Origin of the sequence: Kribbella qitaiheensis (assembly GCF_042657745.1) — a bacterium.
GTDB classification, from domain to species: domain Bacteria; phylum Actinomycetota; class Actinomycetes; order Propionibacteriales; family Kribbellaceae; genus Kribbella; species Kribbella qitaiheensis.
In genome coordinates this window covers 118,362-131,294 of sequence record NZ_JBHSKE010000057.1, presented here as the reverse complement: position 1 = coordinate 131,294, position 12,933 = coordinate 118,362, and the positions used below count along the sequence as shown (strand labels likewise).

Sequence of the window (12,933 nt, the reverse complement as noted above, 5' to 3'; positions counted from 1 at the left end):
CCCGAGGGAGTACGGATGCGCTTCACCCAGGCTTTCGAGATCACCAAGTGGGACCAGTCGACCTACGACGACTCCGGCGACCTGGAGCTCGGCCGGGCGAGTGTCGCCAAGACCTTCACTGCAGGCGACGAGGAGGGCGGCGGCCTCGATGGCACCAGTTCCGCGGAGTTGCTGATGGTGGGCACCAGCGCCGGACCGGCGGCGTACACGGCGGTGGAGCACTTCACGGGCACGCTGGCCGGCCGCGACGGGTCGTTCGTGATGGTGCATGGCGCGAGTGCGGACCAGACGTCTTCGCCGGGCAAGATCGTGGCCGCAGTCGGTGACCTCACCGGCCTGACCGGCACAGTGCTCTTCGAGCACGACGACAAGGGCCCCCGCCTCACCCTCGACTACGACCTCCCCTGACCGGCACTCCCCGGACCGCCACTCCCCTCACCGACGCTCCCCTGATAGACGTAGTACGTCTCGGCCCGTCCCTGCAGCTCCACTGGAACAGGTCGTACTGCGCACGCCCCGAACGTGTCCCGCACAGCCCCGGCCAATGCCTCCGACGCCGAGGACGACCACACCGTCAGTACTCCGGACGCCCGCAACCGCCGCCTGCACTCAACCAGGAAGCCGACCTGGTAGATCGCCGAATTCTCGTTGTAAACAAGGAAATCCGGCCCGTTGTCCACATCCAGCAGGATCCCGTCGAGCGACCCGGCTGGTTGCCCGATCACCACATCACGGACATCGCCGACTTCGACCCGAACCCGTGGATCGTCCAGCACCGACGGCACCAGCCCGTCCCGCATCCACCGCACCACGTCGGGCTCGATCTCCGCCACGACCACCTCGCGCACCCGCTCGTTCGCGAGCAAGGCCCGCACCGTGTACCCGAGCCCCAGCCCACCGACCAGTACGCGCGACGGCCGCAGTACGGCGTCCAGCGCGGCGGAGGCGAGCAACTCCTCGCTGGAAGTCTCCCGGTCGTCCATCACGAACACCCCGTTGACCCGCAGTTCCAGCGCCCCATCCCCACGCCGCCGCAGTACCAACTCCCCCCGCCCACTAACCGCCCGCGCCACCTCTTCCACGCGCAACATCCTCCCGCACACCCCTTGCGTCCGAAGAACTGTGGGCTATAGCGCTCGGTACTTCGGACGCAACGTGGGGGTCATCCACAGGGAGGGGAGGTGGGCGGCTGGGAGGGGTGGGATCGCGGCAAGTTGTCGATGTGACAGAAAGACGATGTGAGACGGGGCGGTCCTGTGGTGCGTGCGACAACTGTGAGAACCGGCGCCGACGGGAGCAGCAGCGAGCGGCGGCAGGGCGGATCGCCGGGGAGCAGGGTGGCGTGGTGTCCCGGAAGCAGTTGTTCGCTTCCGGGCTGACACGCTGGCAGATCGGGGCGGAGCTCCGTGCCAAGCGGTGGGCAGCCCACCTCCGTCAAACGATTGCGTTGCACACCGGCGAGCTGACGGAGGCTGGACTCTGGTGGTCGGCGATCTTCGAAGTAGGGTCGGGCGCCGCGATCGACGGATCCACCGCGCTGCGCGCCGCCGGTCTGCGGGGATTCGCGGACCCTATCCATGTCTCGGTGCCGAAATCCGCGCGTCCTCGCCATCCGGCGGGAGTGATCGTCCACGAGACTCGTCGCCGCGCTCCTGATGACCTGATCGAGACCGGCCTGCCGAGGGTTCGACCGGTAGTCGCGGCGATCCGGGCAGCACTGTGGGCCGGATCGGACCAGCAGGCGGCTCTCGTTCTTGCGATGTGCGTCCAGCAGCGGATCGTCCGCCCCGGCGACCTGGCCGACGCCTTTGCCGGCGTTCGACGTCATCGCCGGCGCCGCTTCCTGCAAACGGTACTGGCCGACCTTGCCGACGGCGCCGAGTCCATCGGCGAGCTGGAGTTCGCCCGGCTCTGCCGCGACTTCGGACTCCCTGAACCCGAGCGGCAGACGCGTCGTACCGGCCACCACAGGACCTTCCACCTCGACGCCGAGTGGCTGTCGTACGGCGTGGTTGTCGAGATCGACGGAGTCCATCACCTCGAGCCGGCCCAGGTCCTGGCGGATTCCCTCCGGCAGAACGAACTCACGATCGGTGACAGTCGGGTGCTCAGAATTCCGGTGATCGGCCTCCGCACCACCCCCGGCCTCTACCTCACCCAACTCGCCCGGCTCCTCCGCGCCGGTGGCTGGCACGGCTGAACGACTACGTCCGAAGAACCGAGCGCTATAGCCCACGATCCTTCGGACGTAAGGGACTCAGTACCAGCCCTTGGCCTTTGAGTGGGACCAGGCGCCGCAGGGGGAGCCGTAGGTGTTCTCGATGTAGTCGAGGCCCCACTTGATCTGGGTGACCGGGTTGGTGCGCCAGTCGGAGCCGTAGGCGGCCATCCGGTTGCCGGGGAGCGCCTGGGGGATGCCGTACGCGGACGACGTCGGGTTGTCGGCGCTGACCTTCCAGCGGGACTCCTTGGTCCACAGGCTGTCGAGGCAGGAGAACTGGCTCTCCTTCCAGCCGTGGTCCGGGAGCAGGTTCATCGCGATCTCCCTCGGCGTGCCGGAGATCTTCTTGCGCTCGGCGTCGCGGCTGGCGCGCTCCTCGCGGGAGTTCTCGTCGGTCTTCTGCAGCGCCTTGTACCGCGCGAGGGCGGTGTTCTTCGCCTTCTGGCGAAGGTCGGCTTTGTTCTGCAGAGCGATCCGGGCAGCCTCGACCGCCTCGATCTGGTTGCGCAGCCGGGTGACCTCCTCGGCCTGCTCCTGGGCGCTGAGCGGCTTCGGCGAGGGCGACTTGGCCTTCTGCGCCTTCTCGCTGTTCAGCACGGCCAGCTCGGCCCGGCCGGAGACCGGATCCGATGCGGCGCTGCTCCCGGGGGAGCTGAAGAGGTCAAGTCCTGCGACAACGGAGACGACGGCGATCCCACTGACTGCGAGGACCGCGACGGAGCGCTTCGCTTTCATCTGTCCTTCCGAGAAACCCGACCCCCGTCGGCTGGCAACAGGACCATACTCTGGCCTAAACAGACCGTGATCACAAGCAGGTCACAGTGAACGGTGCGGCCACATGGCTTGTGGCCGCACCGGGTAGCACGAAAGTCTTACTTTTGTTTTACAGAAGCCCGTACCGGCGGGTCACAACTGCACATCCTCCAGCATCTCGGTGACCAGCGCGGCGATCGGTGAGCGCTCCGAACGGGTCAGCGTGACGTGCGCGAACAGCGGGTGACCCTTCAGCTTCTCGACCACCGCGACGACGCCGTCGTGCCGGCCGACGCGCAGGTTGTCCCGCTGCGCCACGTCGTGGGTGAGCACCACCCGCGAGTTGGCGCCGATCCGTGAGAGCACGGTCAGCAGCACGTTGCGCTCCAGCGACTGGGCCTCGTCCACGATCACGAACGCGTCGTGCAGCGAGCGGCCGCGGATGTGGGTCAGCGGCAGCACCTCGAGCATGCCGCGGTCCATCACCTCGTCGATCACGTCACTGCTGGTCAGCGCGCCGAGCGTGTCGTGCACGGCCTGGGCCCACGGCGCCATCTTCTCCGACTCCGAGCCGGGCAGGTATCCGAGCTCCTGGCCGCCGACGGCGAACAGCGGCCGGAACACGACCACTTTCTTGTGCTGCCGGCGCTCCATCACGGCCTCGAGTCCGGCGCACAGGGCCAGCGCCGACTTACCGGTACCGGCGCGGCCGCCGAGCGAGATGATCCCGACGTCCGGGTCCAGCAGCAGGTCCAGCGCGACCCGCTGCTCCGCGGAACGGCCGCGGATGCCGAAGGCCTCCCGGTCGCCACGGACCAGCCGGATCCGCTTGTCCGGCATCACCCGGCCGAGCGCGCTGCCCCGCTCCGAGAGCAGCACCAGCCCCGTGTGGGTCGGGAACTCCCGGCCCTGCGGGATGTCCAGCACGCCGTCCTCGTACAGGGAGTCGACATCGCTGGTGGGAACCTCCAGCTCGTCCATCCCGGTCCAGCCGGACTCCAGCGGGAGCTCGGCGCGGTACTCCTCGGCGTCCAGGCCGCAGGCCGAGGCCTTGACCCGCATCGGCAGGTCCTTCGAGACCAAGGTCACGTCGCGGCCCTCGGCCTGGAAGTTGCAGGCCACCGCGAGGATGCGGCTGTCGTTGTCGCCGAGCCGGAAACCGGCCGGCAGGCTCTCGGGGTCGGTGTGATTGAGCTCGACCCGGAGAGTTCCACCCTTCTCCCCCACTGGCAGGGGTGCGTCCAATCGTCCGTGCTGGATCCTGAGCTCGTCCATCAAGCGCAACGCGGTGCGGGCGAAGTAGCCGAGCTCAGGGTGATGCCGTTTTGCCTCCAGTTCGGTGACGACGACGACCGGGATGACGACCTCGTGCTCGTCGAACCGCAGCATCGCGTGCGGATCGGAAAGGAGCACAGAGGTGTCCAGCACGAAAGTGTGCTGGTCCGGCGTGGATGAGGTGTTTGACGCCTTGGCGTGGGTGGCAGCCATGTCGCACGTCCTCTCGGACCGCGGCGTGCACCACGCCCGGTCCACCAGTGGTTAGGTGTTGGACCGGGTCCGGGCCCGGGGATCTGGTGCAGACCCCCTCCGCCACGCAGCACGCGCGTGACCGGAAATCAGCGAGGATGAGACCGAGGGTCTCGGGCACTCCGTTCGGCCCCTCATGGGGCTACCGGCGAGCAGTTACGTCTCATCTGATCGGGCCTCCCGGACAGCCGGCTTCCCCTCCGACTGTCACTTAGGACTGTAGAACCGCACCGCAAACGCCGCAGCCCGACACGCCCGGCCACGGGGTTAACGGCGTGTTACACCTTCCCTCCACCGGGGGACGGCGTTCGCCCACCAGGGTGAGCCCGCACCGCGGCCCGCCGGCTGAGGCTGGTTCCATGCGGAAGAACTGGCCGACCTGGTCCGGTTATGCGGCAGCCATCTGGTCCCTCGCGTACGGCGTACTGGGGATCTTCTGGGCGGCAGGTGGTGCCGGCTACCCCTTCGCCAAGATGGATGAGGACCACTCGACGGGTTCTCTGCTGGAGGGGGCACCCGCCGACATCGTGGCTCCGGTGATGGCTGTGCTGGGGCTGACGGGAGCGGTCGTCGCGGTGGTGATGACGAGGCGGCGGCCGCGGGGATGGCTCCTGCAGGCGTTCGCCGGAGTACTCGCGGTGGGCCTGGCCCTGGTGATCCCCGACTACACGCTGTTAGCGATCGTTGCCCTGTCCCCAGCGCTGGTGGTGTTCGCCTTCACCGGCGTACCGGGTGACCAGGGCGGCGTCGGCGACATCCTGTACTGGCACCGGGTGAACCTGGTCCTCATGTTCGTCGGCGGCCTTCTCTGGGCCGCTACAGCGCTCGCATACCACCGCAGAGCCCGCCAGGCCTGCATCAGCTGCGGGCGAAGCGAGCAGCCCAACAGAGCCCGGACAACCCCATCTGCGGCCCTGCGGTGGGGCCGCTGGGCAGTAGCGGCAGCAGTGGTCGCCAACCTCCCCTACGAGTTCACCCGAGTCGCCTGGTACTTCGGCTGGCCGCTGGGGATCACCGACGAGTTCCACCGGATGATGGCGGACACGCCCGGCATGCTCGAGATGGGTCTGGGGATGGCCGTGCTCGGGTTGGGCGGCGGTCTCCTCACGCACGGACTCGTGCAGCGCTGGGGTGAGGTCTACCCGCGCTGGATCTGGTTCAAGGCCGGGCGGCGCGTTCCACCGGCGCTGGCGATCGTGCCCGCATCGATCGTGGCGGTCATCCTCATCCCGGCCGGGATGATGAACCTGCAAATGCCCGTCGAGCCCGGGAACTGGGCCGTCAACACCCCCGGCATGCTGTGGGTGCTCTGGGGCGCCGCACTGGGCGCAGCCACCTACGCCTACTACCTGCGCCGCCGTACGACGTGTCGGCGGTGCGGGCGTGGCTCCGAACCGGGCAGCGTGCTCACGTCCCGAAGCGGCGCTCCCGCTGGGCGTAGTTCCGGATCGCGCGCAGGAAGTCCACGTGCCGGAAGTCCGGCCAGAGCGCCTCGCAGAAGTAGAACTCGCTCAGCGCGCTCTGCCAGAGCAGGAACCCGCCCAGCCGCTGCTCCCCCGACGTCCGGATGACCAGGTCCGGGTCCGGCTGGCCCTTCGTGTAGAGGTGCTCGGCGATGTGCTCGACGTCGACCCGCTCCGCGAGCTCCTCGATCGAGATGCCCTTCGCGGCCTCCTCGAGCAGCAGCGAGCGGACCGCGTCGGCCAGCTCGCGGCGGCCGCCGTACCCGACGGCGACGTTGACCACCATGCCGTCCACGGTCTGGGTGGCGGCCTCGGCGCCCTTGAGCACCTCGGCGGTGGCGCCCGGCAGCAGGTCGAGAGCGCCGACCGGGTGGACCCGCCAGCGGCCGATCGAGGCGAGCTCCTCGACCGTCTGCTCGATGATCCGCAGCAACGGCTCCAGCTCCTCGGCCGGCCGGGTCAGGTTGTCGGTGGACAGCATCCACACCGTGACGACCTTGACGCCGATCTCGTCGCACCAGTCCAGGAACTCCGAGATCTTCGTCGCGCCGGCCTCGTGACCGCGCGACACCGGATCGCCGACCGCCCGGGCCCAGCGCCTGTTGCCGTCGATGATCACGCCGATGTGGCGCGGCATCCGGTCCGGCGACAGTGATCGCGCCAGCCGGCGCTCATACAGTCCGTAGACCGCGTCGCGCAGCTTTGCTCTGCCAGGTGTCCGCACAGGTGCTCTCCTCGATGAATCCCGCCTACGAGGCTAGCGGAGTTTTCGGGTCCGGGAGGCGTTCGAACTTTTGCCCTGGCTCGTGCATCAGACACTCCGGTAGGACTGTCCGCCGCGGTGATCTCGCCTACATTTCATCCTTACGTAGCATTGAACCTACGGTTGCGTAGGTTACGGTTGCGTAAGGACGATCCGCGAGAGCTCGAAAGGATGGCGATGACGGCAAGCACCGCAACCAGCGATCAGACCCAGGAAGTCGGGCATCGCCTGACCGACGTGCTCGCCCCGCTCAAGCCCAAGCTGCGGGGCTGGCTGCACGCCGGCACCTTCCCGCTCGCCACCGCCGCCGGCATCGTGCTGATCTGCCTGGCCCCGAGCGCGAGTGCTCGCTGGGCCGCCGCCGTCTACACCCTCGGCTCGATACTGCTGTTCGGCATCTCCGCGCTCTACCACCGGTTCTACTGGGGCCCGACCGGCGAGGCGGTACTGCGCCGCCTCGACCACAGCAACATCTTCCTGCTCATCGCCGGCACCTACACCCCGCTGGGGATGGTGCTGCTGCGCGGAGACGACCGGGTCCTGCTGCTCAGCATGGTCTGGGGCGGCGCCCTGCTGGGCATCCTGTTCCGGATCTTCTGGGTCCACGCCCCGCGCTGGCTCTACACGCCGATCTACCTGGCGCTCGGCTGGGTCGCGATCTTCTGGATGAACGACTTCTACCACCTGGGCGGCGCGGCCGTGGTCACGCTGCTCGCGGTCGGCGGCGGCCTCTACTCGATCGGCGCGGTCGTCTACGCCACCAAGCGGCCGAACCCGTCACCGACCTGGTTCGGCTTCCACGAGATCTTCCACGCCTGCACGGTGGCCGCCTTCATCTGCCACTACGTCGCCGTCAGCATCGCCACCTACACCGCCGGCTGACCGGCCCCGAACCGCCGCTCGGCCTGGCCCGCTGATCCGGCTCAGGTCTTCTGCAGCCAGCGCAGTTCGTCGACGAGCGGTCCGCTCAGTTCGAGCAGAGCCTCGCGGACCAGTTCGTACCGCTCCTGGCCGAGTTGTTCCTTCCAGTGCCGCTCGACCCGTCCGATCGCCGCCTGGCTGAACACCACCGCCTCGTCCCCCTTGGCCGTACGCCGGACCAGGCGGACCCGGCGATCCTCGGGCAACCTCTCGGACTCCGTGTATCCCCGTTCCTGCAGGTAGTCCACGTGCTGCCCGAGCCCCTGTTTCGTCATTCCGGCGATCTCGGCCAGATCCGTGATCCGGGCACCGCTCGCGGGCATCAACTCCAGCAGCCGGAAGTGCGACACCCGCAGCCCCGGGAACCCGGCCTCGGAATCCTCGAGGATCTCCGCCCTCAGCCGCTTGAGCGCGAGACCGAGCAGACCGGCGATGTGCAGTCCCCGCGAGGCCGCTGAACTGCCCGAAAGGGCGTTGACGGAAGTCATAAGGCAACTTTACTATCTCGATGGTAAGGCCGCTTTACTTCTTCGGCCCGGATCGCCGGCGGGACCGGCATCGATCTGAAGGTGACCTGAAGGTTCGGCAGCAGCATCGGAGGCACGACCACCAATTCCGGGGGGAACCATGATCAGCACCATCGCCGCCGAGGCGCTCACCTCGCTCGGCCGGGACGCACCAGATGAGCAGACTCTCGCGGGTCTGGTCCGGACCATCACCGGTCAACCCGGGGCCGAGCCGGTCAGCGCGCGGGTCGTACCGATCGACTACCCGATCGGTACGCCGAGCACCGAGGCCCTGCTCCAGGTCTTCGGCGCCGCCGAGCTGCCCGACGGGACGTTCGTCGAATGGTCCTGCTTCGTCAAGAAGCTCCAATCGGTCCGGCACTCACCGATCATCCAGCTCGTACCCGAACAGCTCCGCGAGGACTTCATCCGGGACATGCCCTGGAAGCTCGAGGTCGCCGTGCACCGCAGCGACATCGCGTCGGTGCTCCCCGACGGCCTGCGACTGCCTGCGGTCTACTCGATCAACGAGCACGACGACGATCGGGCGACCCTCTGGATGGAGAACGTGGTGCAGGCTCCCGGCTGCTGGCAGCTGGAGAGGTTCGAGCGGGCAGCGAACCTGCTCGGCAGGTTGTCGGCCCGGCGCCAGCCGCACCTCGTCACGCCGTTCTTGCGGCGCGACGACGTCTCCACCCCGGGGATCGGGCTGCGGTACTACACCAACGGGCGGGTGATGATGGCCGCTCTGCCCGCACTGGCGGACGACCAGACCTGGCGGCATCCCATGCTCGCGGCGGCCGTCTGCAACGCGGGCGACCACAGTCTGCGAGACGAACTGCTCGACCTCGGCCAGCGGCTGCCCGCAGTACTGGATGCGCTGGATGCTTTGCCGCAGTGCTATCAGCACGGGGACGCGAGTCCGCAGAACCTGCTGGTCCCGATCGGCAAGCAGGACGAGTTCGTGGTGATCGACTGGGGGTTCGACTGCCCGCAGGCCGTCGGCTTCGACCTCGGCCAGCTGCTGGTCGGCCTTGCCCATGCCGGCGAGCTGGAGGCGGAGGAACTGCCCGCGATCCACGAGGTGATTCTTTCGGCGTTCATGGAGGGATTGGCCGCCGAAGGAATGGACGTACCGGAGGAACAGGTGCGCTACGGCTACCTGGGATCCCTACTGGCTCGTGCCACGTTCACTGCCCTGCCACTCGAGCAACTCGGCAAGGCGAGCGAGAGTGACCTGGAGCTGTTCGAGCAACGGGTTCGGCTCACCCGCACCCTGGTGAACCTGGTGTCGACGATCAACTAGGAGTCAGTACGAAGACGCGGATCGCCCGGCCGCTGCGTTCGACGTACGTTTCGTAGGCAGGCCAGACCCGGAGGACCAGAGGCCAGACCCGGTCTCGCTCCGCCCCTTCTGCCAGGGTGGCGCGGACCGGGACCTCTCTTCCACCGGACAAAGCGACGGTGGCGTCCGAGCAGGCGAGCAGGTTGCCGGACCACGCGGGGTGGTGTTGCTGGGCCCAGTTCGACGCCGTGACGACGAAGGCGTCGCCGTCCGGCGCGTAGATGAGCGGGACGGTCCGCGGCTGGCCGGACTTCCTGCCCTGGGTGGTGAGAAGCAAAGTGGGCAAGGCGGAACGGCCGAGAATGGTGATACGCCCACCGGCCTTCTGTTGCAGCCAGCGATCGACTGGTACCGCTGTGCGACCGACGGCCGAGAACCAGGGCCGGTGCCCTAACGACCGGATGACATTCGTGTACCAGCCCATGCACGAAGTCTGCCGTCACCCCGCAGGCGGGTATGCATGAGGGTGTGAAGAGCATCCGGTACGCAGTTCTGGCAGCCGCCGCCGGCCTGGTCCTGACCGGGTGCGGCGACGAATCGACTCCAGACGCCGGGAGCACTCCCTCGGCGCCCGCCACGAGTACGCCCGCCCCCAACACACCCACCACCGGTACTCCGTCAACGGGCGCGGGTCCGCTCCCGTTGACGGTGACCAGGACCGGCGGTTTCGCCGGGTTCAACGACAAGGTCTTCATCGACACCGACGGAGTCGCCAGCGTCAGCACCCGGGGCAAGGATCCCGTGCGCTGCAAGCTGGACGCGGGCTTCCTCGGCACCATCACCGATGCGGTGAAGCAGGTCGACTGGGCCGACGTCGGCATCACCAAGCCGAGCGTCCGGCACCCCGACGACATGATCATCGCCGTCTCGACCAGCGGTGGTCTGGCCCGGCTGGAGGACCCGAAGCTGAAGCCGATGGTGGCCCCGGTGAGCAAGCTGCTCACCGAGGCCGCCGTACCGCCCGGCAAGCTCTGCAAGCCGGTCTGATTCAGCTGGTCGTCAGTGCCACGTCGTCGATCACTATGCTGGTCCGCAGCGACGAGTCCTCCTGGCCGAGGAACCTGACGGTGACGGTTTTCCCCTTGTAGGCAAGGAAGTTCAGCGTCTTCTGGACGTATGTTCACAACAGGCAGCCGGGGCGCACGGCCTGGGCGGAGGCCGTACGCCCCGGACTGGTCACAGCGGGACTTGCGGTGTTACAGCGAACTGCGGGAGATTCAGCTCGCGGTCAGCGACGTGTCGTCGACGACGAAGCTGGTCTGCAGGGAGGAGTCCTCCTGGCCGAGGAACTTCACCGTCACCGTCTTGCCCTTGTAAGCCGTCACGTTGAACGTCTTCTGGACGTACGTCGTGTTCTTGTTGAGGTTGGAGTAGGTCGCCAGCGTGGTGGTCGTGCCACCATCGACGATCTGGATCTTGGCGGTGTCGTAGACCGTGGAGCTGGTGGTCTCGGCAGTGTCGATGCGGATCCAGAACGACAAGCTGGCCGAGCTCGCGGACGCCGGGATCGCGACGGACTGGCCGACGTTCTCCGTGGTGGTGCGGCCGTTGCCCTGCAGCCACAGCTTCCAGGTGCCGGTCCGGGCCGGACGCCCGGTGTTGTTGGTGATCGGGCCCGCGGTGCCGGTCCAGTTCACCGCGCCGGACTCGAAGCCCGGGTTGAGCAGCAGGTTGTCGCCGGTCGGCGGCTCGGGGTCGCCGGTGCAGGCGGCCGCGCCGGCCGGGACGGAGATGGCGGTGAAGGCAGCCTGGATGCCCTTGCACTGGTTGGAGTCGGCGCCGTACAGCTCCTTGGCGGAGTTGATCGCCCCTTCACGGGCGTCCTTGTAGGTGCTGCCGGAGGTGAGCTTGGTGCTCAGCGTGCGGTACCAGACCTTGGCGGCCACGTCGCGGCCGACGCCGGCCACGGTCGAGCCGTCGCAGGCGGTGCTGCTGTGCGTGACCCCACCGATCACCTTGCTGCCGGTGCCCTCGGAGGCCAGGTAGAACCAGTGGTTCAGCGGGCCGGAGGAGTAGTGCGGGTCGAGCCCGCCGACGCTGGTGCTCCAGCAGTCCCGGCTGGCCCCGTCCTTGGACGGCTTGTCCATGTAGCGCAGCGGGGTGCCGTTGCCGTTGATGTTGATCTTCTCGCCGATCAGGTAGTCACCCGGGTCGGACGAGTTGTTCGCCGAGAACTCCACCGAGGTGCCGAAGATGTCCGAGGTGGACTCGTTCAGGCCGCCCGCGTCGCCGAAGTAGTTCAGGTTCGCGGTCGCCTCGGTGACACCGTGGCTCATCTCGTGACCGGCCACGTCGATGGCGGTCAGCGGCCGGGCGTTGCCCGAGCCGTCGCCGTACGTCATCTGGGTGCCGTCCCAGAACGCGTTCACGTAGGCGTTGCCGTAGTGCACGCGGGACCGCGCACCCTGGCCGTTGTTGAAGATGCCGTTGCGGGCGTGGACGTTCTTGTAGTAGTCCCAGGTGAGCTGGGCGCCGTAGTGCGCGTCGACACCGGCGGTCTGCCGGCTGGACGTGCTGCCGTTGCCCCAGGTGTCGTCGGGGTCGGTGAAGGTGGTGCCGTTGCCGGAGGTCGCGCCGTTCAGGTCGGTGGTGAAGTTGCCACCGCGGCTCGGGTCGGTCATGGAGAAGCTGCCCGAGGTGCCGATGCTGACCGTGCCGGAGTACATCGAGTTGCCGGTACCGGTCTTGATCTCGTCGTCCTGGGCAAGGACGGCGCCGGACTTGGCGTCGACGAACGTGTGCAGCACGGACGGCGTCTGGTCGGCCTTGACGCCCGAGGTGACGACCTCGTACGCCAGCACCGGCTTGCCGGTGGCCGCGAAGACGACCCGCGTCCCCTTGTTGCTGGTGGCCTTGAAGTCCGCCGACTTCGAGCCCTTGGCCAGCGCGGCCGCCTGCGACAGCGTCGGCTTGGTGGACGGGACACCCACCTTGCTAGCGCCGCGGTTGTAGATCACGCTCTTGATCGCGTCGCTCTTGCGCTCCACGATCAGGTCGCCGCCGACGACCTTCAGACCGTTGTAGGTGCGGTCGTAGCGGACGTGTTCGGTGCCGTCGGCATCCTTGACGACGTCGCGGACCTTGAGCACCTCACCGCCGCCCAGGCCGAGGGCTGCGGCCGTCTGCGCGGTCAGCGCCTGCTCGGCCTGGACGGCGGCCGGCTGGTTGAACCCGCTGGCCGGAAGTGGGGCCGTACGGTTGGCGGCTCCTGCGGGCGACCCTGTGAAGGCTCCGGCCAATCCCGCTGTTGCGACGATGGCCACCGCCCCTGCTGATGTCAGTCGTTTCAAGACAACATCTCCTCACGGTGTGGTCGCTGTTTGGGCGCAGCGACCAATTCAAATGGGGACGCCGGATGATCTGGCGCAACAGTGCCACTGCTCACTTGTGACACTGCGTGTCAGGACATGCGAGTTCTGTTACATCCGACTGAG

At 67.9% G+C, this 12,933-nt stretch carries 12 protein-coding genes; 5 read left to right on the top strand and 7 right to left on the bottom strand.

Annotated elements, in window-relative coordinates:
- Window positions 1-15: 15 nt before the first annotated feature.
- Complete coding sequence (locus ACFPJ1_RS33965; protein ID WP_380110346.1) at window positions 16-408, top strand: DUF3224 domain-containing protein; 393 nt, start codon at window positions 16-18, stop codon at window positions 406-408.
- On the opposite strand, the gene ACFPJ1_RS33960 is transcribed toward ACFPJ1_RS33965, so the two are convergent.
- Window positions 393-1,091 carry a spermidine synthase gene (locus ACFPJ1_RS33960; RefSeq protein WP_380110344.1) on the bottom strand — a complete coding sequence of 233 codons (699 nt, stop codon included), beginning with the start codon at window positions 1,089-1,091 and terminating at the stop codon, window positions 393-395. The genes ACFPJ1_RS33965 and ACFPJ1_RS33960 overlap by 16 nt on opposite strands.
- Window positions 1,092-1,345: 254 nt before the next feature.
- Here ACFPJ1_RS33960 and ACFPJ1_RS33955 point away from each other — a divergent pair, with 254 nt between their 5' ends.
- The gene (locus ACFPJ1_RS33955; protein ID WP_380110342.1) at window positions 1,346-2,200 is read left to right on the top strand and encodes a hypothetical protein; all 855 of its coding nucleotides are present in this window, start codon (window positions 1,346-1,348) and stop codon (window positions 2,198-2,200) included.
- A 57-nt stretch (window positions 2,201-2,257) separates the two neighbouring features.
- On the opposite strand, the gene ACFPJ1_RS33950 is transcribed toward ACFPJ1_RS33955, so the two are convergent.
- The 3 genes from ACFPJ1_RS33950 to ACFPJ1_RS33940 all read right to left on the bottom strand — a co-directional run bounded on the left by ACFPJ1_RS33950 (window position 2,258) and on the right by ACFPJ1_RS33940 (window position 6,688).
- Window positions 2,258-2,956, bottom strand: a complete 699-nt coding sequence (locus tag ACFPJ1_RS33950; protein ID WP_380110341.1) for an aggregation-promoting factor C-terminal-like domain-containing protein — start codon at window positions 2,954-2,956, stop codon at window positions 2,258-2,260.
- A gap of 171 nt (window positions 2,957-3,127) precedes the next feature.
- Window positions 3,128-4,462, bottom strand: coding sequence for a PhoH family protein (locus ACFPJ1_RS33945; RefSeq protein WP_380110339.1), 1,335 nt, complete (start codon window positions 4,460-4,462; stop codon window positions 3,128-3,130).
- A gap of 1,446 nt (window positions 4,463-5,908) precedes the next feature.
- Window positions 5,909-6,688 carry an isoprenyl transferase gene (locus ACFPJ1_RS33940; protein WP_380110337.1) on the bottom strand — a complete coding sequence of 260 codons (780 nt, stop codon included), beginning with the start codon at window positions 6,686-6,688 and terminating at the stop codon, window positions 5,909-5,911.
- Between the two features lie 216 nt (window positions 6,689-6,904).
- On the opposite strand from ACFPJ1_RS33940, the gene trhA reads away from it, so the two are divergent.
- Window positions 6,905-7,609: a PAQR family membrane homeostasis protein TrhA gene (gene trhA, locus ACFPJ1_RS33935; protein WP_380110336.1), complete on the top strand. Its 705-nt coding sequence runs from the start codon at window positions 6,905-6,907 to the stop codon at window positions 7,607-7,609.
- A 41-nt stretch (window positions 7,610-7,650) separates the two neighbouring features.
- On the opposite strand, the gene ACFPJ1_RS33930 is transcribed toward trhA, so the two are convergent.
- Window positions 7,651-8,136, bottom strand: a complete 486-nt coding sequence (locus ACFPJ1_RS33930; protein WP_380110334.1) for a MarR family winged helix-turn-helix transcriptional regulator — start codon at window positions 8,134-8,136, stop codon at window positions 7,651-7,653.
- A 139-nt stretch (window positions 8,137-8,275) separates the two neighbouring features.
- Here ACFPJ1_RS33930 and ACFPJ1_RS33925 point away from each other — a divergent pair, with 139 nt between their 5' ends.
- Window positions 8,276-9,460, top strand: coding sequence for a phosphotransferase (locus ACFPJ1_RS33925; protein ID WP_380110332.1), 1,185 nt, complete (start codon window positions 8,276-8,278; stop codon window positions 9,458-9,460).
- Here ACFPJ1_RS33925 and ACFPJ1_RS33920 read toward each other — a convergent pair.
- Window positions 9,453-9,923 (bottom strand): nitroreductase family deazaflavin-dependent oxidoreductase, encoded by a 471-nt coding sequence (locus ACFPJ1_RS33920; protein ID WP_380110330.1) that lies wholly within the window; start codon window positions 9,921-9,923, stop codon window positions 9,453-9,455. The two genes, ACFPJ1_RS33925 and ACFPJ1_RS33920, sit on opposite strands and share 8 nt — an antisense overlap.
- Before the next feature lie 44 nt (window positions 9,924-9,967).
- Between ACFPJ1_RS33920 and ACFPJ1_RS33915 the strand changes: the two genes are divergently transcribed.
- The gene (locus ACFPJ1_RS33915) at window positions 9,968-10,486 is read left to right on the top strand and encodes a hypothetical protein (protein ID WP_380110328.1); all 519 of its coding nucleotides are present in this window, start codon (window positions 9,968-9,970) and stop codon (window positions 10,484-10,486) included.
- 230 nt (window positions 10,487-10,716) lie between these two features.
- On the opposite strand, the gene ACFPJ1_RS33910 is transcribed toward ACFPJ1_RS33915, so the two are convergent.
- On the bottom strand, window positions 10,717-12,762 hold the full coding sequence (locus ACFPJ1_RS33910; RefSeq protein ID WP_380110326.1) for a M4 family metallopeptidase: 2,046 nt from the start codon (window positions 12,760-12,762) through the stop codon (window positions 10,717-10,719).
- Window positions 12,763-12,933: the final 171 nt, after the last annotated feature.